Source organism: Leptospira vanthielii serovar Holland str. Waz Holland = ATCC 700522, assembly GCF_000332455.1.
GTDB lineage: Bacteria > Spirochaetota > Leptospiria > Leptospirales > Leptospiraceae > Leptospira_A > Leptospira_A vanthielii.
Genome location: NZ_AOGY02000031.1, coordinates 31,394 through 50,963, shown reverse-complemented (window position 1 = coordinate 50,963; position 19,570 = coordinate 31,394). Strand labels below are relative to the sequence as shown.

Annotated in this window: 17 protein-coding genes; 9 read left to right on the top strand and 8 right to left on the bottom strand. The window is 38.1% G+C overall.

Annotation, left to right across the window (positions count from 1 at the left end; all coding sequences use genetic code 11):
* Positions 1-92: 92 nt before the first annotated feature.
* Positions 93-830, bottom strand: coding sequence for a pirin family protein (locus LEP1GSC199_RS06960; protein ID WP_002979521.1), 738 nt, complete (start codon positions 828-830; stop codon positions 93-95).
* A gap of 108 nt (positions 831-938) precedes the next feature.
* Here LEP1GSC199_RS06960 and LEP1GSC199_RS06955 point away from each other — a divergent pair, with 108 nt between their 5' ends.
* From LEP1GSC199_RS06955 to LEP1GSC199_RS06930, 6 genes are read left to right on the top strand one after another with little or no spacing between them, the layout of a single operon-like run.
* Complete coding sequence (locus LEP1GSC199_RS06955; protein WP_002979530.1) at positions 939-2,522, top strand: methyl-accepting chemotaxis protein; 1,584 nt, start codon at positions 939-941, stop codon at positions 2,520-2,522.
* A gap of 5 nt (positions 2,523-2,527) precedes the next feature.
* The gene (locus LEP1GSC199_RS06950) at positions 2,528-3,829 is read left to right on the top strand and encodes a caspase family protein (protein WP_002979600.1); all 1,302 of its coding nucleotides are present in this window, start codon (positions 2,528-2,530) and stop codon (positions 3,827-3,829) included.
* Positions 3,813-5,327, top strand: coding sequence for a Kelch repeat-containing protein (locus LEP1GSC199_RS06945; RefSeq protein ID WP_002979566.1), 1,515 nt, complete (start codon positions 3,813-3,815; stop codon positions 5,325-5,327). Before LEP1GSC199_RS06950 ends, LEP1GSC199_RS06945 begins: the two co-directional genes overlap by 17 nt.
* Positions 5,314-7,164: a Kelch repeat-containing protein gene (locus LEP1GSC199_RS06940; protein ID WP_002979598.1), complete on the top strand. Its 1,851-nt coding sequence runs from the start codon at positions 5,314-5,316 to the stop codon at positions 7,162-7,164. The genes LEP1GSC199_RS06945 and LEP1GSC199_RS06940 overlap by 14 nt, the downstream gene beginning before the upstream one ends.
* Positions 7,157-8,917: a Kelch repeat-containing protein gene (locus LEP1GSC199_RS06935; protein WP_002979532.1), complete on the top strand. Its 1,761-nt coding sequence runs from the start codon at positions 7,157-7,159 to the stop codon at positions 8,915-8,917. The genes LEP1GSC199_RS06940 and LEP1GSC199_RS06935 overlap by 8 nt, the downstream gene beginning before the upstream one ends.
* 7 nt (positions 8,918-8,924) lie before the next feature.
* Complete coding sequence (locus tag LEP1GSC199_RS06930) at positions 8,925-9,632, top strand: hypothetical protein (RefSeq protein ID WP_002979545.1); 708 nt, start codon at positions 8,925-8,927, stop codon at positions 9,630-9,632.
* Positions 9,633-9,637: 5 nt separating this feature from the next.
* Here LEP1GSC199_RS06930 and LEP1GSC199_RS06925 read toward each other — a convergent pair whose 3' ends face one another.
* From LEP1GSC199_RS06925 to LEP1GSC199_RS06895, 7 genes are read right to left on the bottom strand one after another with little or no spacing between them, the layout of a single operon-like run.
* Positions 9,638-9,976, bottom strand: a complete 339-nt coding sequence (locus LEP1GSC199_RS06925; protein ID WP_002979473.1) for a nucleotide pyrophosphohydrolase — start codon at positions 9,974-9,976, stop codon at positions 9,638-9,640.
* Complete coding sequence (locus LEP1GSC199_RS06920; RefSeq protein ID WP_002979541.1) at positions 9,963-11,108, bottom strand: hypothetical protein; 1,146 nt, start codon at positions 11,106-11,108, stop codon at positions 9,963-9,965. The genes LEP1GSC199_RS06925 and LEP1GSC199_RS06920 overlap by 14 nt, the downstream gene beginning before the upstream one ends.
* Positions 11,109-11,110: 2 nt before the next feature.
* Complete coding sequence (locus LEP1GSC199_RS06915; RefSeq protein WP_002979458.1) at positions 11,111-12,607, bottom strand: MBOAT family O-acyltransferase; 1,497 nt, start codon at positions 12,605-12,607, stop codon at positions 11,111-11,113.
* An 11-nt stretch (positions 12,608-12,618) separates the two neighbouring features.
* Positions 12,619-13,905 (bottom strand): hypothetical protein, encoded by a 1,287-nt coding sequence (locus LEP1GSC199_RS06910; RefSeq protein ID WP_002979596.1) that lies wholly within the window; start codon positions 13,903-13,905, stop codon positions 12,619-12,621.
* 15 nt (positions 13,906-13,920) lie between these two features.
* Complete coding sequence (locus tag LEP1GSC199_RS06905) at positions 13,921-14,508, bottom strand: LIMLP_18675 family protein (RefSeq protein ID WP_002979505.1); 588 nt, start codon at positions 14,506-14,508, stop codon at positions 13,921-13,923.
* On the bottom strand, positions 14,505-15,548 hold the full coding sequence (locus LEP1GSC199_RS06900; protein ID WP_002979523.1) for a glycosyltransferase family 4 protein: 1,044 nt from the start codon (positions 15,546-15,548) through the stop codon (positions 14,505-14,507). The genes LEP1GSC199_RS06905 and LEP1GSC199_RS06900 overlap by 4 nt, the downstream gene beginning before the upstream one ends.
* Positions 15,549-15,570: 22 nt before the next feature.
* Positions 15,571-16,863: a glycosyltransferase family 87 protein gene (locus LEP1GSC199_RS06895; RefSeq protein ID WP_002979539.1), complete on the bottom strand. Its 1,293-nt coding sequence runs from the start codon at positions 16,861-16,863 to the stop codon at positions 15,571-15,573.
* Between the two features lie 63 nt (positions 16,864-16,926).
* Between LEP1GSC199_RS06895 and queA the strand changes: the two genes are divergently transcribed.
* The 3 genes from queA (at position 16,927) to LEP1GSC199_RS06880 (ending at position 19,525) form a co-directional block, all read left to right on the top strand.
* Positions 16,927-17,973, top strand: a complete 1,047-nt coding sequence (gene queA, locus LEP1GSC199_RS06890; RefSeq protein ID WP_002979583.1) for a tRNA preQ1(34) S-adenosylmethionine ribosyltransferase-isomerase QueA — start codon at positions 16,927-16,929, stop codon at positions 17,971-17,973.
* A gap of 348 nt (positions 17,974-18,321) precedes the next feature.
* Positions 18,322-19,038 carry a hypothetical protein gene (locus LEP1GSC199_RS06885; protein WP_002979564.1) on the top strand — a complete coding sequence of 239 codons (717 nt, stop codon included), beginning with the start codon at positions 18,322-18,324 and terminating at the stop codon, positions 19,036-19,038.
* Positions 18,998-19,525, top strand: a complete 528-nt coding sequence (locus LEP1GSC199_RS06880; protein ID WP_002979543.1) for a FlgO family outer membrane protein — start codon at positions 18,998-19,000, stop codon at positions 19,523-19,525. Before LEP1GSC199_RS06885 ends, LEP1GSC199_RS06880 begins: the two co-directional genes overlap by 41 nt.
* The last annotated feature ends 45 nt before the right edge of the window (positions 19,526-19,570 follow it).

The following is a 19,570-nucleotide window of genomic DNA, read 5'->3' as shown; positions in this document are numbered from 1 at the left end:
TTGAATCTTCCCTTTGTAGATTCAAAGGATAACTATCGTTAGATGTAAAATCGAAAAGGGGAACCAAACTGTGTTCCCCTTCTTTTCTGATTCTACTTCATGGGAACTTCAATCACAAGAATTTCCGATTTCACTTCTGCCTGAAATTGATATTCCTCTTTCCCCCAAAGTCCCACGGCATCTCTACGTTCTAAGATTGTATCTTCTACTTTCAGTTTTCCGCTGATGAGAAAAGTAAAGATTCCTTGTCCCGGCGCATGAACTGGATAAGAAAGTCCTTTTCCTGGATCTAAAGTTGCCAAAGAAAAGTAGGCGTCTTGGTTGATCCAAACGGCCTCTTCATCAATGGGCGAAACTACGGTTTGGAACCGGTTCACACGTCCAACTTCCGAAAAAGTTTTTTGCGCATACCTTGGTTCGATGCCTGCTACTTTCGGAAGGATCCAAACTTGCAAAAAGTTCACTTTCTTTTCACTGCTGTGGTTGAACTCCGAGTGCATAATTCCTGAACCGGCAGACATAATCTGTACGTCTCCCGTGCGAATGATACCATTCGTACCTGTACTATCTTTATGAGCCAACTCCCCAAAGAGTGGGATAGAAATTATTTCCATATTTTGGTGAGGGTGTGTTCCAAACCCCATACTTGGTTCGACTATGTCATCGTTCAGAACCCGAAGAGCTCCGAAGTTTGTTTTTTCGGGATGGTACCAGTGACCAAAACTAAAGGAATGATGGCTATCCAACCATCCGAAATTGACATGCCCACGTTCTGAGGCGGGGTGAAGTTTTTTTTCCACGGAATTGCTGTTGGGGTTAAATGTTTCCATATCGAATAGTTTAATATCAAACTATAATTTGTCAAGAGAGTTTCTGCTTTCAGAGGGTAAAAAAAGAAAATCACTTCCCATTCACTTTCCTTTCCCGATCATCATCCTATGTCGACGAGAACTAGTTTAGAATCAATAAAAACCAAAAAAACTTGGGTAGAGCTTGGCCCTGTGTATGTAAATCGGGTCAGGTTCCTTTTGGCGGGATTCTATATCATCGCAACCCTCGGTTCCTATAAAACCTCAACCACTTTACAAACTACGAGTTATCTCGTGGGGATTACTTGTATGTTTTTGTATGGAAGTCTTCAGGCCTATCTATTCAAGAAGGAAAAATTACATCCATTTTTTCCTAAGGCACTTATCATTTTAGACATTACAGTTCTTTTTGCAGTCACTGCTTCCGGCCTAATGGGTGGTAGTGGGGTTGCTGCGGACTTAATTAAATCACCCACTCTTTATGTGTTGTATTATTTTTATGTAGTTTATTCTGCATTTTTATTTTCCAAACGAACTCTAATGATGAGTACCTACTATTCCGCTTTTTGTTTGGTGCTGATTTCTGTCATTGGTTATGGGCAAGGAGTTGAGTTTAAAGAGGTGGAGGGATTCCAAAGCCAAAAGAGTACGGTTGGTATTTCTAATGAAGTATTCAAAATACTGTTTTTAATTTGTTTTGGGTATTTAACATCTGCGGTTCTCAATTTATTAAACGAAATCAAAAACGAGTCGGAAGACCGTCAAAAAATTGCAGAAAAAGAAAGAATTACCTCAGACAATTTGAATCGTGACTTGGTTCAGGTTGGTTCTGAACTATTTAAAACTCTTAAGTCGATTCGTGAAATTACGATAGATTTTAATTTTCAAATTGAATCACAAGATAGATCGATTCATGAATTGACGGAGTTCGTTTCCTCTTTTTCCGAAAGTATTCAAACCTCAGTGGACAATATTGGGAAACAACACAACCAAATTACTTTGTTAAATCACAAATCAGATACACTTAAACTTAGTATTTCTGAAATTGGAACCGTTGTGGAAGAGCTGAATTCTAATATGAGTGACTTTCAAGATAGAAGTAACGTATTATCTGGAACAGTTAAGAATCTAGAAGAAAGACTTCGCTCGGTGAATGAATCTCAAAAGGAAGTGAGTGAAGTAAATGATATTATGGCAGAGATTGCAGACAGAACCAATTTACTTGCTCTCAATGCATCGATAGAAGCAGCAAGGGCGGGGGAACACGGACGAGGGTTTGCCGTTGTGGCGCAAGAAGTGGCAAAGTTAGCAGAGAACTCGAATGAAAATGCCACTAAGATTAAAAAAATCATTACAACTTCCAACCGGTTCATTCAAGAAGGAACGGAATTGGCTTCCGTTTCTCTCAAACAAACCGAAGCACTGCAATCAAAGTATGAGCTTTTGAGTGAAGTCATTAAAACGGCGACGAATAAAATTAATTCTCAAAAGAATATTAATAATGAAGTGTTGGAGTCCCTAGATTTGATTGAAACAATTTCACGAGAACTAGATCAGGAATCTAAAATTCTCAATAGAGACAAAGACCAGATGGTAGCTGTCGTTCAAAAAATGGATGAAATCAACCGAGAAGTTGTTATTAATGCTAGAAAAGTAGGCGAAAATACTTTAAGTTTGGAGAAACAAGCCGCAGATCTGGCAGTCGAACGATAATATTGATGAAGTCAAAAATTCTAATATTCTTATTTTTCACTACACCGGTAATAATTGCAGCTGATCCTGGGTCCAAGCGGTTTGGGTTTATTGTTGGTGTTAGTGAATATAGGAATTTATCTCTTGGTAATTTGAAAACCGCAAAAAACGATGCTTTGGGGATGACCAAGATTTTATTTAGTTATGGCTCTTACAATCGAATCCAAACTTTAGTACAAGAAGGTTCGGCTAATTCAACTCCGACCAAGTATAATATCTTATCTAATTTTGAAGCATTGTTAGAAGAAACAAATCCAGACGATTTGTTTGTGTTTTATTTTTCTGGTCATGGCGTGGTTGATTACAATGATAAGGTTTACTTACTTCCAGAAGATGCTAATCCCTTAACTCCCTTTGAGTCTGGAATTGCAGTAGAACAACTCCTCGAGATGACACGAAAGTACAAACTGAAACGAGTTGTTTTTTTTATTGATGCTTGCCGAAATCCAGATGATGGCAAAGGAGAAGAGGGCAAAAAGTTCTTAGTGGAGACTTCGTTTCGTGATTCGGAAATTCTTTCTGTATTCTATTCGACTAAGGTAGGTTATTCCAGTTTCGAAGACCCAAAGTCAGGTTATGGTGTCTTTACTAAGTTTCTCATCTATGGATTGGAAGGTAGGGCGGATTCCAACTACAATGGAGAGGTTTCTTATTCCGAACTATCCAATTATGTCATTACTTCTTTGCGAGAATGGGGAAAGGCCAATCAGAAATTACAAAAACCGTATACGAAAGAATATGCGGAGAAATCCGAGGATACAATTTTAACCTATGCAGTCAATCCAGAGACATCACTGGCAGATGCACCTTTATTCAATCCCTACAATCCGACTTATGCCTTCCGCTCCTTCCTTTTCCCGGGTTGGGGACAGTATGCGAGAGGGCAAGAAGAGAAAGGGAAAATCTATATGTCCATTTTTTCTTTGGGAGTTCTTTATGCTGGGTTTCAATATAACACCTATCGACGCGATAAAGCAAACTATGAATCAGCAATTGGCGTTCCACCGAACGCTCGTGTAGCAGAGACTGTCGCATTAAACTACTACTTAATTGAGCCATATAGACAAAGGATGGAGTCATCTAGGACCCACTTGTCCCAAGCTCTTACCGTACTTCTTATACTTTGGTCAGCAAATGTGTTTGATTTTTATCTATTGGGACCCAATCCTAAGGAAAAGTCGGGTGTTTTGCTCGAGTTTGATTGGGAAAACCATGGACTTATGGGAATCGACAGGGTTGGGAAGTTAGGATATGCGATGCAGTTTTAGTCTACTCTTAACTTTATTACTCTTTCACTGTAAGATAAAGAATTCTTCTCAAAACATCTTTGATCCGACTACTTTTGCTGGTAGTTCCGTTGCGGTTTTATCCACATTAGTTTTTCAGGACCAGGTTGAAATTTCATCCCGTTACCAACCGAACGATTATCCATCCTTTGTAAAAACAGAAATACTTGATTTGGATCTAAGCCAACCTATAGCATCGCATTTTGCGAAAAATCACTTCCGTGTTTCAGAAAACTATAAGGATGATTTGGTAATGCGAGATGTATTCCCGTTATCAGAATCTAAAATTCGCCTACTTTTTTCTGTGTCCTCTCGGTCAGAATGGAGAGAACCAATTTCTATATTCATTCAAAGGCCAGAGTCATTAGGTAATTATTCATTTTCGGGTAAAGTATTAGATTTCAAATTTCCGTACCCGCGTTATATTGGTTCAATATCAGAAGCGAAAGGTCAAATAACAACTACCGCCTTGTTAGATGGACGAATACTATTGGTAGGAGGGGTTTCCATATCGGGAAACACAGTCCCTACTGTAGAAATTTTTAATCCTGAAGTTGGGGTGTCTACTTTACTTCCCCCACTCAATCAAAGTTTGATGGGTATGGCAATCTGCACTGATCAGATTGGAAATGTTTATGTATCGGGTGGAAAAACCATTCGAGGTGATCCAACCGTAGATTCTCAAATCAATGATAGAATTTATCGAATCAATGTGACAAACCAAACTGTTGCGGAACTTTCGGTAACAATGCAAAGACGAAGGTCTGGCCATACGATGGTTTGTTTATCCAATGGTGACTTACTGATTTCTGGTGGACAATTCCAAGTAGGAACCGACCACACAGCCATTTCAAATGATCATGAATATATTTCTATTCAGGATGCAACTTCGACATTCCTGGCATCCACAGCTAATTTTCCAATGAACACTTTGTTCCAATTTGCAGAGTATGATGCAAACAAACAGAGGATATTGTTTTTTGGGGGTAAAGACCGACTCTTAGTTTATGCGGTTTATTCAAATCTTATCAATAGTTTAGATATTAATACCCAAACTTTAAGTTCATTACCTGTACTGATGCCAACATTCAGGTCGAATGTGACAAGTATCCCGATGCCCGGTGGAGATCGATTGGTTTTAGGTGGTGTCACGGGGAGTGGAGTGGGTTCCCGAAGTATTGAGTCATGGAATGAAGTGAGTTCTGTTACGAAAACCCATGGTTTTACCAGTAGAATAAAAAACGGAAGTTCTATCGTAACTTTTTCAAATTCCCAAATTCTTTATACAGGTGGAGTGGATACTTATTATAAATCAGGAATTTTAGAACTTTATGATCATGTTGAGAAACAAAATTTTATAGTCGATACAATGATGAATGCACGTTCCGAACATACAGCAATACAAACCAGTAAGGGAATTGTTGTGTTTGGTGATTCTGCACTAGTTGATACAAGAGTAGAGTTGTATGGAAAAGATTAGAACCATCTTCCTCATTGGTTTATTTGTATCTTGTAAGATAGGAACAGGTAATAATTTATTTGATCCAAACTCCCCAACAAGTTTAGCGCTTCTCCTTTTAGGCTCAGAACCAGTTGTTACCATGGAATTTTCTACCAATCGTGTGCAACCTGGTGGGGTTATGTATGTATCAACTAACCATGATTTTACGACCAAAGTTGAAGGGCTAAAATTACCTATTTCTGGGGTCGGCGATAGTCCCATTTTACAAATCATTCCACGTAGTAAGTTTCTATATGAAATTCGAATGAACCCATCCATCACGAGTGGAAGGTTTAGTATCAATTTAAAGGATTATTATCTAAACGAATCCCTTTTAGTAAATCCAGAAAAATTTGAATTTGAAATTGATTCCCAACCACCTATTCTTGAACTTCGAACAGGTAACGGAATAGATATCTCTGAATTAGAATCGGGGTTTTTGGACATCGTTTCCAATGAAGACATTGTATGGGATGGGGACCTGTCTCAAGTTAGTTTGTCTGGGACTGCTAAAAATAGTCTTGTGGTTTCTGATATAATAACTTCCGATCGCAACATACGTTTGTTATTTGCTGGAAATCCAAATTCCAGCGGCGGTATATTAACGATTTCCTTTCTGAACATTAAAGACAAAGCTTCTAATTCTCAAGGAACTGTGATGGTCCCTGTAAACGTTTATGCCTTCAGAAGTGGACCTAACTTAAATGTAGCAAGGAGGTCTTGTGTTGGTGTTGAATTAGATGATGGTCGACGTTTAATTTTTGGAGGAAAGGCTAAAAAAGATGTTTTGATTAATGGGAATGGAACACTGAGCCATGCTGAGTTTTACGATTCTGTTTCGAAACAATTCATTCCTGCACCTGAGATGGTCTATCGTAGGCAAGAATTCGAAGCCGTCAAACTCCTTGATGGAAGAATTTTTGCCGCAGCTGGATTAGGTGGAAAAGTTGGGCCTTCAAACGATGAGTTAACTTCTACCGAAGTTTATGACCCAACTACGAATACTTGGACAGAGGGCCCGCAGTTAACAACCCCCCGATTATTTCATAAAATGACCGTGCTTCCGAATGGAGATGTGCTTGTTGTTGGAGGGATGAGTCCATTTAAGCCGATCCAATCCGTTGGGATGGTTGAGTTGGTTCATATCACAAATGATCCAGCGACTATGACAGTGGAAACCATTGGAAATCTTTCTGATTCCAGAGGTAAACACGCACAGATTCTCTCGCATATTTCTGGTAAAGTGATTATCATTGGAGGGGAACATACTGATGTGTTTGGTCCTATGGCAAATAATTTTAACGCACATGCGTTGGATTCCATTGAGGTTTATGATATCAATACAAAGACTCTCTCTAAATCTACTGCGAAGTTATACAAAAGATTCAATCACTTTGTTCACGGACTTACGAATGGAGAGATATTGATTTTGGGAGGGGTGAACTCTCGGTATGATTTCGCCCAACCTGTGTTACGTGCTCAAATTTATAACCCAACCACAGATACCATTCGAGATCATAAAAATCTACTTTTTGGAAGGGAGTGGGGTTCGTCTTTTATTTTCCCTTATGGGAAAGACCAACTCATTGTCGCAGGTGGTTTAGAGTATCGAACTGTAAACGGTGCCACATTTGATTCAATTCATGATACAGAGTCTTGGTCTGAGTCAATCAACCGATTTTATATGACAAGCCGTTCCTTAAATGCTCGTTGGGATGGTTGTGAAATCCGTTACTCTTCTACTGGTGGTGGGATGATCCTTGGCGGTAGGATTGGTGATATCCTTGGTAATACGGAGGAATACAGTTTTGAATAAATTGATTTTTCCTATTTTATTGTGTACTATCGGATGTATTTTCCCCGCAAAGTATGGAAATCCTTTTGACCAAAAATCAACTGGTGGGTTGTTTCTCGGCGCTTTTTTTAATTCGAGTCCCTTTAGTTGTGCAAATCATTCAAATAATAAATCGCTTGGGAGCGTGGACCAAGTTCTATTGCAATGCAATCGAGATCTTGCAAATATTGATGCAGAGTATCTTGCTAAGTCCAATCAAGATATTTTTTCAAATATCAGTTTTGCTAAGATAGATAGTGATCGTCTTCTCGTGAAATTTGACCCACTCACGGATGACGGACAATATGAACTAATCCTGTCTGGAGTTGTTTCCAATGCAGGGGAGACTCTTACAGATGATAAACTTCCAATCATCGTTGATACTAAAATTCCTACGGTATCTTTGGTTGGATATATTCCAATTACCGATTATACTTTTTTTTCTGCACATTATTGGGACTTTACGACTTCTGAACCTTTAGCAAATTTTGGGCAGCCAATTTTAAGTGGTTCTCTCGCGCCATCGGTCATTCTACGATCCGTTCAAAAGATTAATGAAACAACATACCGAGTGTATTTCGAAGTTAATTTTTCATCGAATAGTCCTGGATCACTTACCTTGCAGTTTTCTAATTCAAAGGACAATGCTTCGAATGAAGTGTCGAATTCTCTGACCGTACAATTCATAGGTTTAGTGCCAGGTCCTAACTTACATCACGGTAGGTCTGAATTTGATGCCTTCCAAAATGCCAATGGTGATATAATCGCAATTTATGGTTTTGCTTCTAGTGCTGAGATTCTTCGGAAAGGTTCATCTAGTTTTATTCTGACTAACCCTAGTTTGCCTACAATCTCGCGAGGGGAACGTGGGGTGATGTTGGACGGAAAAAATCTTCTAATCACAGGTGGGATTCAAGCTCCCGGTCCGTATGCCCTTACGTCGAGTTATATATTTGATACAGAGACTACAACATTCACTCCTACGGGGAGTATGAATGGTCCAAGACATTTGCATAATATTGTCAAACTTCAAGATGGAAAGGTGATAGTGTTAGGTGGTATTCGCGAGTATGAGCTTGATCCTATGACACCTTTGGCTTTTTTCTCTTTAAATACTGCCGAGATATATGATCCTGCTACCGGTACCTTTACTGAGCTTACCAATAAGATGATGACTCCAAGATCGTTTTCTTGTTCCGTGTTACTGGATGATGGCCGAGTATTTGTAATCGGCGGGACTGACGGAATCTTCGCACCTAAAGATACAACTGAGTTTTATGATCCTATCACACAAACTTTTTCTTGGGGTCCAACTTTGCCTGTTCCTGTTGGTGCATTGAAGTGTATGAAGTTGGTGGATGGGAATGTTTTAATTTATGGAGCACAACTGTCTAATTTAAACAATTCTACTATGCTGTATGATAGAACTCGAAATCAAATTTTAACGGTTGCCAACTCGAAATTTAGAAGGGAGTGGAGTATTGCATCAGAGCTTCCAGACGGTGGGGTTCTTTTTTATGGTGGGGGATACCGATACAATACAAGCGAACCAAGCCGCGTTATGGAAAAACTTGATTATGCAAAAAGTAATAATTTCTTTGATATGGGTATGGCTAAGTATAGTGTAACAAAACACAGTGGTGTGAAATTTTCGGATGGGACTTTGTTTTTTCTTGGAGGGGAGATTGGAGGGATGTTCCATTTAGAAACGGAATACTACGGACTGTCTCATTAAATTCTTTATGCCTCACGACAATGGCCGTATTTATGGCTCCTTCAAAAAAATCTGTATCCCTGAAGTAGAATTAAAAAAAGAAGCAGAATCCATTCTTCCAAATTTGATTTCACTGAAAATTGATTGGGAAACAGGTCAGATATCCGACAGCCAACTTACCTTTCAAATTGTATTATTATACTTAGAACGCCGAGTGAAAAGACATCCGTTTTTGCGGATGGGGAAACCATTACCCAACAGGAATCAATCCAAAGAATTTTTAGAGGTAGTTCGATTTTACGGGATGCCAGATACCGTACGTTTTGCACTCTGGAAATGGCATATAGGTGAGTGGGATATCCGACTCATAGACTATAATCCTAGTTCTTTGGAAATGTTGGAATCACAAAGCCATGGTTACAGATATTCTACTATCAGCTGGATTGATGCTATGAATGGGAGTTTGGTCGAAGGCAAACGAGATGCGTTTGAACATTTACTTCACGACTTGGCCCATGCTTATATGTTTTTTCGTGAAGATTATGATTTTGAGGGGCAGAAACAGTTTTTTCGAGAAATGTATTTGGACTATTCTAAATATGAATCTATATTAGATACAAATCCTATCTTTCGCACTAAGTTTGATTATTGTATCTCCGATATGAATTCTCATCCTGCTCACTTATCTGCCTATTGGAATGCAATTCGGAGAGAAGCAGGAATTTCCATCGGTTAGTTTGTTTAAAGTTTTGGATTATTTTTGTGACGGTTCAAGTCACGTTTGGTATTTTTTTTGATCGTTGTTTGAATCACATCTTGTAAAGAAATTCCCATTTGGTTGGCTAAACAGGTGAGAACAAATAAAATATCGCCAATCTCACTTGGGATATCGTCAGCGGATTCTCCTGGTTTGAAGGATTGATCCCCATACTTTCTTGCCATAAGCCTAGAAAGTTCACCCACTTCTTCCATTAGAATTGCCAAATTGGTAAGTTCAGAAAAATATCTAACTCCAATGGTTTGAATCCAATCATCTACTTCCGATTGTAATTGGCTTAGTGTGATGTCATCGGTTCCCAAGTTTTTTCTCCAAATTTTTAGCAAGGATTTTAGTAAATTCTTTCATTCCTGCTTCATTCAAGTGAATTAAATCAAAACAATATTTCCCGTTAGAATCTCCAAGGGAATCTTGTAGGTCCATTTCATCTAAATTTTGGTGAGATGTTAGTGCTTCTGATAATCCATCATGCCAGACTTTCATTCTACCTTCGTTGTTTACCTTCCGAATTACATCGGAATATGGTGCAAATACATTGATGATGTGAATGTTTCGGTTCCCAATGAAGTTGTACATTTTCTTCAGCCGTCTAAAATATCTTTTTGTATCCTCGGTGGCATTTGAATCTTGTGGGACAACACTTGCAATGCCACAAGTTTCAAACAACATACGTCTATGGTCAGGATTAGATGCTTTGGGGATTTCTAAAGGAAGGTGGAGAGCCAACCGATTTAGGCAATCATCTACGCTTGTAAGTCGGTATTCATCAATTGATTCTGGATGATCGTTTTCATAATCCCAAGGATTCAAATTCGGATTTTTGTTCTTTCTCGAAATTGCCTTTAACCTTTCGTTAAAATTGATAACCAAATCAGATAAATCCTTGCGATAGGCTACAGATTTAAAAATCAAGTAGAGGTAGTTTGGAAACTCCAGATTGTACTCGAAATCTAAAACTGTGGGAATTGCTTTGAAGTTCCCTAGTTCCGATAACATCGCTAATGTAGGATCCACAATATACTTTCTATCGACCCATGGCATTCCAGGTTCCATCACATGGAGAATGATTTTTACATTTGGAAACTTATCTAAATATTCTTCTAAAATTCGATGTTGGACTACGAGCTCGGAACCTCGAACGGCAATGGATTGAGTTTTCCATCCAGCCCTTTTTAGTTCATCGTTAAGCATACGAATGCTTATTCCTTCAAAAGCTACAGATGTTCCTACGATCAAAATATCGGGGTCCAATACATCTCTTTTTGAAACTACATGTTCTGTGACTCGGTTGATATTGGAGGCATAGGAATTTTTCTTTAGGTAGGGTTTGTACAAACCGAACTGAAGTAAACATTCCAATACTAATAAAAAGAGTATTGCTGAGACTAATTTTTTATCAGTCAGAAATGAGATGGTTTCTTTTAGTAAGTTCATAATTAAAATTGAAAGTAGAGGAAGTTCTGGCTTTCAGTGACTCCAAATAATAATAATAATAATATGTTTACAATGACGAAGGTTGTGTACTTCAACCAACTACCTGTAAGAAGAGTAGGGATTTGTCTTTTGGAAAAAATGTAACTAGCAGTAAAACAAATTACGAGTAAAATACCAAATCGGTAGTTAGACCATCTTGCAACTGGAGCTACGGAATCATTTAGAAAAACCAGGGCTTTCATCATCGGGATTGCTTTTTCCATTGTTTCGGCACGGAACATGATAAATCCAAATGATAAACAAAACATGGTGAAAATACGGGCAAATAAATCATATACTTTACCACCTTTTCCATTCAGGAATTTAGCCAGTTTGGTGTCACCGTAGAACTTGTGGGAAAGTAACATAGTGCCCTGCCAAATTCCCCAGCCCACATAGTGGTAAGCCGCACCATGCCATAATCCCGCAAATAACCAGGTGAGCATAATGTTACGAATGTACATAATGACACTGACCCTAGAACCACCTAACGGAATGTATATGTAATCTCTGATCCATGTAGAAAAGGAAATATGCCACCTTGACCAATGGTCGGCAATATTTCTGCACGACATGGGGAAGTTAAAGTTCGGATTGAACTGGAATCCAAACAATCTAGCCACACCGATAGCAATGTCAGTATATCCTGCAAAATCAAAATAAATTTGCCATCCAAAGGCAAGGGCTCCCGTCCAAATTTCAATTGAGTTTAGGTTTTGATAATTAGAGAATGTTGAGTCGACCACTCGCGCCAGGTTGTCTGCGAAAACGATTTTTCTTGTGAAACCAATCAATATCAAAGCAAAGGCAGCATCAATATTCTCTTTATATACACCGAGACGAAAGTCTAAGTCGCGGAAAAAAGTTTCTGCACGGACAATGGGACCGGCAACGAGTTGTGGAAAGAAGGTCACATACAAGGCAAAATCAAGGAACGATTTCCTTGCTTCGATTTTGCGATTGTATACATCGATGGTATAACTCATTGATTGGAATGTATAAAAGGAAATCCCAACAGGGAGGATGATGTTTTGTTTTGCGAATTGGTAGTCACCTAAAAGATTAATATCGTTAATGACTCCGAGTAGGAAGTCTGTATATTTAAAAAATCCAAGAGTTCCAATATTAACAACAAGAGAAAGTACGAGTAACCAACCTCTTGTACTATCTCCGTCTTTTTTTGCTTCGATGAACCTTGCTGCAAAGTAATCAATTACCGTTGAAAAAATTAGAACAAAAACGTAAGGGTTGATTTTAAAATCACAATAAAGTCTGTCTGTGTAAAATTTGAATCCATCAGCAGCCATCGCCGTACAGGCAATAGAAGAAGGTTGCCAAGCCATATAAAAGTAATAGCTGGAGAGTAGGAAAAAAAGTTTTTGCCAACGATTCTTTAGAAGATTCCCAATTATGATCGTCACAAAGAAAAAAACTAAAAATTCAAAAGAGTTAAATAACATTTGTTTGGTTCCTAGCGGTAAATTGATTCTTTTGCTAACTTTTCAACGGGTCCCTGGATTCCTTCGGTGTAGCCAAATTTTGGACCAATGGATCGTGGAAGAGTAGAAAACGTAAAATTAGTACTGAAGTAAAAAAGGAATAATGTAAGGTAAATCGTGTGAAAAATGGCAGCGGAAAATTTTGGTAACATTGGTATTGATAGAGATTTTAAGGTATAGGAGTTAAGTATCCAAAGAGCAATGGTGGTTCCCACCCAAAATTCAAAAAAATATCCTTCCCACCATGTATAAAATCCAATCGAAGGTAAGATCCAAAACGTCATCACTAATAGTTCTTGTTTGTATCGTGCCCACATAGTACGGAAATTCAAAATTCCTAGGCACAAACTAAAAATCCAGAATAAAAGATTCAAATTGTAGGGAAGGTATTTTGGGTTCTGGAAGTCAAAGAGGTTCACTCGGAATTTAGGAATGACGTTCTGGAATACAAGAAACGCATCTCCAATTCCTCGGTAGAAGTACAATACATAGTTTTTTTCTTCCCCGAGGCTTGTACCCCAGCGGTTAATGGCTGCATACAAGAACATCCAAAAAGAAAAATGTTTTTCATCAAGAGGCCCGAGTCCTCGTTTTAAGATAATGAATCCGACAAAAAGATATGATAAAATGGTCGCAACACCCAGGCATGTCAAATAAACTAATATGATTCTAAGTTTTTTGCCAAAACTTCTGTTAGGTGAAATGAAGATTGCCATCGGGACCATCCCAAAATGAATGACATTGGATTGGTGGAAATAGATACTAAAAAGTTGGATGATCCACAAAACCATTAGGTGCCTTGTATGTAGTCCCGACCTTAGATAATAAATAGTAAATAAAAACAAAAGAGCCATCAAACAGGAGTGGATGAGTGGGGTGTCATTGTGTAAACTATAGAACCAAAAAGCTTGGCTTACTTGGATAACAAGGGCAAGAATGATTCCAAGGATTAAATCTTTGTATAGTTTGTAGTAAAGCCAAATAAAGAGTCCCAAAAAAAATAGGGAAAAACTAAGAATTCGTAATCGCAAGAAAAACATAATATCCGTTGTCGGATAGATAGAACGAAGCATTTTCCAATAGAGTAGTCCCGAAGATTCAAATCCTAAATGGTGGGGATTAAAAAATGCTGACTCCACTCGGTCCTTTTGGATATTCAGAGCATAAACACAAGAATCCCAATCAAAGGCTCGCGAAAGGTATCTTAGATGGAATAAAAAAAGAACGAGTAGTAAAAGGAGAATGAATAACTTCTTCAAGAGTTCAATTCCACTCTAACGTTTTAAAATTCGATTCACAATGGTTCGATTTTTTTTATAAGGAAAGAAATAGGGAGTGGTGAATATTGTTTTTCCATTCTTTTCCCAAATCATTCGGTTCCATCCCAAATAATCACTCAGTCCACCATGTTCATACCCGAGTTCTAAACCTTCTGTCTCTAAATTAAACTTGGTGAGTTTTTTCCCAAACCCAAATCTTCGAATTTGCCAAACCTCATTTTTAACAATGACAGTTCGACGATTCCATAAATTTAAGAGGCGACTAACATCAATTAAGAGAGATGTTGCGATGTAAAAATAAACAAAGATAGAGAGATAATGGTAATGGCGAAGTTCATCTAAAAAAGGAATTTTTAAGACTTTAGTTATTTCTAAAACCCCCACAAACCAATAGAAAAACTTACCTAAATAAAATGCATACGGTAAACTGTATGTGAAAATAAGAACTGTGGCGAGAATGAGTAATAAGGAAGGGATTGGGTTTACGGTTAACTCATCGTATAACGAAGTTCCAAAGTAGGCAGTTTCTTTTTTACTTTGGAACTCTTTCCATTTGGATATCCATTTGTTCATGATTTTCATTGAAAGAGTACCTCTTCTATTTTTTTTGCTGTTTCTTCCCATGTCCATTGTTTGGCGGGGAATTTGGGAGACCTGGATTTTTTCGGTCCAGACATCAATTCAAAACTATGAGTCCAAACCTTTGTTTCTTTTGGGGGAACATAGATATCACATTTGTCAGATAAAATTTCTTTAAATACGGGAATGTTGGAGGCTACACAGCATTTGTCCTCTAACATAGCTTCTAATAAAGGAAGTCCAAACCCTTCGTGTAAAGAAGGGAAGAAAAACGCCTTACACTGTTTAAACGCTTCTGTTAACGTTGCATCATCTGGGTTTTCTAGAAATTGAATTCCTAAACTTTGGATTTTTGGGTCTTTTAATTTTTGGTATAAAAACTCACCTTCTTCTCCCCATCCTCTTCGTCCCATGACGAGTAGGGAATTTTTGTCTTTGGGATGTTTGGTTTTAAAATCCAAAAATGCATCCACCAAACGGTTGATGTTTTTTCTTGGTTCTAAGGTTCCCACTGTCAGAAAAAAATCTTTAGGAAAATTGGTTTTAGTTTTTGTTATTTTTTGTTTCGATACACCAGGATAAACTACGATGCATTTTTTTTCATATTCAGGACGAAAAGTTGCAATTTCTTCTTTTGTATTTTTCGACAAACAAAAGATTTTATCTGCATTTTTCATTGTTATAGGAGAGAGGAGTTTGTGTTGCCAATAGTTCCACTTCGCCATGGTTTCTGGGGCCGATATGAAGTTGAGGTCATGGTAATTTACATAACTTGGAATAGGAAGTTTTAAAAAAGGTAACATTTGTATGGTGCCCCAAAAAACTTCAATCCCATCTTGTTTTAAACGTCTTGGTAAAATAAAATTTAAATAAATTGGTCCAGGGATTTTTTTTGGTTCAAGAACTACTTTTGTATTAGGTCCAAGTAAGTTTTGAAATACCGGATGGATCGGTTTATTTGTGTATAAAAAAAATTCTTTCTTTTTGTGTTTGGGTAGAATGACTTTAAGGACTTCAGCTAAATACCGAGAATTCCCGGTCATCCCATAGGCCAGCGGCCTAACATCAATTCCGATTTTCTGTTTCACGTAATGCAAACCTTACAATATAGAAATATAAGAGACTGGTTGTATAAAATAAAATGGAAAACATTGAAAGTGCGGCTTCAATTTTTGATCCGACGAAGGTTCTGTGGGCCAGTAGTGGTAAACTCAAAATTAAGATTAAAACAAATGTTTCTTTTTTGTCGTTTGGTGAACTCATAACTTGATTCAGAATGAAATAGATGGGAATCAAACAAATGATAAAACTATGAATCCAACTAATTCCACTGAAAAGTGCTGAAACCAAAAATAATAGAGAAATGATTTCCCATTTTTTATTTTCCTTTCTCCAAAGTAATAGGAGAGGGATGCCAAACAAAACCATAAATACAAGTTGAATGATCTTTAACATTGGAAGGGAAAGAATGATAAAGGGCAATCCGTATGTTGGTTGGTTCATCATATCCGCACCTGGGACAAAATATTTTGCGAGAGTTGAACTTAAGGATTGGTTATTTTTCCAAGAACGGAGAAGGGGGTTGCTAAAAGCATTTCCTAAAATTTCTGTCAGCCATTCGTTTGTCATTTGAATGGTATAATCCCAATGATACAGAAGTGGGACCGCATTCCAGACAAAAATTCCAATCAAAAACCAAAGGATTCTTTTATATTGTTTTTCATAAACATATACAAAAATAAATACCAGCGGAGTGATTTTGATGCTGACCGCAAGTGCTAAAAGGATACCACTTCGCCAGTGTGATTTTACAGTGAGAGATACTAACACAAGTAATATGAGAAGTAATCCTACTTGATTGTTTTGGATATGGCTTTCTAAAAACCGAAAATTAAATACTAAGGTTGCCAGTAGAATTAAATATGGAAAAGGCACACTTCGGTTGGAAAGTTCTTTGTTCTGGAAAATAAGGTATAAAATTGCCAATAGAGAAATCCAACTCAATAGTTCAAAAAGTAATGCCGCATTTGGTTCTGTGAGATAAGTAAAAGGAATGAGTAAAAAAGAAAATAGGGGAGGATAAATATAAGTCGCTGTTTCGTTTTGGAGAGCTGTCAACAGGTGAAAATTCTCAGGTCGGAAGATATCTTCCATGGTTTTTACTTTGGACTGGAGTTCGAAAGCCGCATCAAACCGGTATAAATTCTCTCCAGTTGCCCAACGTTTTGCTGCATGGTAATAATCCAAAAAATCCGATTTTTGTTTGGATCTAGAAACGGAAAGGACGAGAAATATCACGAGTAAAATGCAGAGAATCCATTTTCCACGTTTCTCTAGGGTTTCTAAAAATTTCCACATAGTTCTCCTACCATTCCCAATATTTCTGGTTAATTGACAAGGTTTTCCCAAGGCTATACAAAGATGGATTTTTTAAATGAATACGATTTCCACCTCCCCGATGAACAAATTGCCAAATTCCCCTTAGAAAATCGGGATGAATCTCGGCTTTTGGTTGTTGACATAGGACAATCTAAGTTTTGGGAAGCACCTTTGTTTCGAGATATCACGGCTCTTGTGCGTCCTGGTGATGTTTTTGTATACAATGAGACAAAAGTATCCTATCGCCGTGTGTATTTGCAGGTAGAATCGGGTCGTATCCATGAATCGATCTTTTTGGAATCAGTGGATCAATCCAACCAAGGTTGGTTATGTATCTTAAAAAATAGAGCAAAACTTAAATTAGGTGAAATGCTCTCTCCGGTCGGATTTAAAAACTTTCGGTTTTCTTTTCAGGGTCCCAAAGAAGAACTTTCCATTTTATTCTCTGAAACCCCCATTTCTGATTCTGATTTCGCAATCTTTGGAAATATCCCAATCCCCCCCTATCTGAAACGCAATGTGACCGAAGAGGATAAGATTAGATACCAAACTATTTTTGCAAACCGATCTGGATCAGTGGCGGCTCCAACCGCAGGATTACATTTTACTGAAGATTTAAAAGAGAGTCTTCGTAAACTTGGTGCCGAGTTTCTCCCCGTGGAATTACAGATTGGTTATGGGACATTTCGTCCATTAACTCCTGAACAATGGCAAACTAAGACTTTACATAAGGAGAAGTACTTTGTTTCCGAATCCACAGCATCAAAGTTAAACGATGCGCGGAAAGAGGGGAGACGGATCATTGCCGTAGGAACGACCACCCTTCGCGTTTTAGAAACTGTTTTTGATTCTCAATTACAGAAATATAAGGTAGGATCAAGTCAAACTGACATCTTTTTGTCGCCAGGCAACAGGATTCAATCCGTACAAGGACTGATTACAAACTTTCACCTACCTAAGTCCAGCCTCTTGCTTCTTGTGAGTGCTTTTGCAAATACCCAACTTGTGTTGGATGTTTATCAATATGCATTGCAGAACAGGTTTCGCTTTTATTCTTATGGGGATTCAATGTTCCTATTTCAAAAATAGATTTACATTCATAGGAAATTAGGAAATATGTTTCTTAGTCTCTTTATGTACTCCCCGAAAGCTTCGGTATTTGTTTCCTTATTCTCAGGTCTAGGTCTTCTGGGGGTTGTTTTTATTGCGCCTTTAAAAGACTCAGGTATAAGAGAATTTGATTCGTCAAACTCACATAAGTTGGGCGATGGATCCTTACGCCAAACTGGAATGAGAATTGAATCAAACGATGGGGACAGTCAAACTTCCGAATATAAGGATTCTCTAAAATTTCTTTCTTCAAATCCTTTAACCTCTTATAGGAAAGAGGGTTATAATCCTTCACAGTGAAATCCGTTCTCAAATACTGGATCTAAATTGGATTTTGACTTCTCACAACAGACAGCGTTAGTTTGGGATGCAAAGTTGACCGGAGAACCTTCCTTATCACAACCTTCTCTTGCGGCACCGGTTCATCCATCGGCAGCCCTTATCTTTCGCCAGCTGGAGACCAATAAACGATCGTTATTTGATCCTAGGCAATCGTATGAATACCAAGGGAGTTTTAACCCTTCGCAGTTTCTGAAAGTGCAAACGTCTGTATATAATGTAAAAACGGAAAACCCTGTTCTTGCTTATGGCGCAGAAGGTGGTAAGTTTTCTTTTTTTTTCGGTAGCGACAAAGTCCAATTAAACTTAAAATACAATTATTTAAATCCAAGGCCAGGTTCGATTCCACATGGTCAACTTGGGTTCTCTCCTGCACAGGACAATGCATCACTCGGTCTCATTTTCTTTTTGGGTTCATCCAAAAGTTATTCTTTGTATGTGGGCAATCAGATATTCAATGTCTTTAATGATCCACTATTGCAGGTTAAGGATCATAATGGTAGATCTCCTGAAACCTTTTCTGCCTCCTTCCGTGGTAAACCACCGGGCCGCCTAAAAACTACTTTTTTTCTTAATTTCCAGAACCAATTCTATAAAGACGGTATGCTGCTCGGGGTTCCTGGTGGTTTTATGTATGGGAATGGCTTTAATGGAAAATCGTTTTATGAATATGTTACTTCACTTGGGATGGAACTTGCGTTTTAAAATAATTTTGTTTGGGATTTTATTTAGCATTAGCGCTTGTTATTTGGGAGAGGAGAGAGAATCTAAACCTAAAAAACCTTCCGTTGCCCCACTGGAACAATTAGCAGTTTCCCTATCTGAAAAAGGTTTTTATTTCCAACCACAACGCCTCGTCGTTTTGACATTTTTAGACCATGAAGGTAAAAAAAGCCCTTATGGTGAAATCCTCGCAGAGAAACTCACTACGGAACTTGTAAAAAAAGACCGGTTCCAGATTTTAGACCGCCTGGCCAACCAAAAAGTTTTGAAAGAAGCAGGCCTTGGTTTGGATTCACCTACAGACACTGCCACCTTGCGGAAAATAGGCGATGTTTTGAAACTTGATGTCATCATTACAGGAATTGTGACTCCATACCAAGACGGAGTTTTTGTCAATACAAGACTCATCGAAATCAAATCGGGCCTCATCCTCAAAGCTGACGAAGTTTACGTCCGTATCGACGGATAGAAAAGAAACTGGTTCTCTCTTAGTACCAATTTTACTGATTTTAGC

Bases quoted from the DNA above. Each gene is read 5' to 3' on its own strand.
- LEP1GSC199_RS06960 (WP_002979521.1), bottom strand. From the start codon at position 830: ATGGAAACATTTAACCCCAACAGCAATTCCGTGGAAAAAAAACTTCAC.
- LEP1GSC199_RS06955 (WP_002979530.1), top strand. From the start codon at position 939: ATGTCGACGAGAACTAGTTTAGAATCAATAAAAACCAAAAAAACTTGG.
- LEP1GSC199_RS06950 (WP_002979600.1), top strand. From the start codon at position 2,528: ATGAAGTCAAAAATTCTAATATTCTTATTTTTCACTACACCGGTAATA.
- LEP1GSC199_RS06945 (WP_002979566.1), top strand. From the start codon at position 3,813: ATGCGATGCAGTTTTAGTCTACTCTTAACTTTATTACTCTTTCACTGT.
- LEP1GSC199_RS06940 (WP_002979598.1), top strand. From the start codon at position 5,314: ATGGAAAAGATTAGAACCATCTTCCTCATTGGTTTATTTGTATCTTGT.
- LEP1GSC199_RS06930 (WP_002979545.1), top strand. From the start codon at position 8,925: ATGCCTCACGACAATGGCCGTATTTATGGCTCCTTCAAAAAAATCTGT.
- LEP1GSC199_RS06920 (WP_002979541.1), bottom strand. From the start codon at position 11,108: ATGAACTTACTAAAAGAAACCATCTCATTTCTGACTGATAAAAAATTA.
- LEP1GSC199_RS06915 (WP_002979458.1), bottom strand. From the start codon at position 12,607: ATGTTATTTAACTCTTTTGAATTTTTAGTTTTTTTCTTTGTGACGATC.
- LEP1GSC199_RS06905 (WP_002979505.1), bottom strand. From the start codon at position 14,508: ATGAAAATCATGAACAAATGGATATCCAAATGGAAAGAGTTCCAAAGT.
- LEP1GSC199_RS06900 (WP_002979523.1), bottom strand. From the start codon at position 15,548: ATGACCGGGAATTCTCGGTATTTAGCTGAAGTCCTTAAAGTCATTCTA.
- LEP1GSC199_RS06895 (WP_002979539.1), bottom strand. From the start codon at position 16,863: ATGTGGAAATTTTTAGAAACCCTAGAGAAACGTGGAAAATGGATTCTC.
- queA (WP_002979583.1), top strand. From the start codon at position 16,927: ATGGATTTTTTAAATGAATACGATTTCCACCTCCCCGATGAACAAATT.
- LEP1GSC199_RS06880 (WP_002979543.1), top strand. From the start codon at position 18,998: ATGAATATGTTACTTCACTTGGGATGGAACTTGCGTTTTAAAATAATT.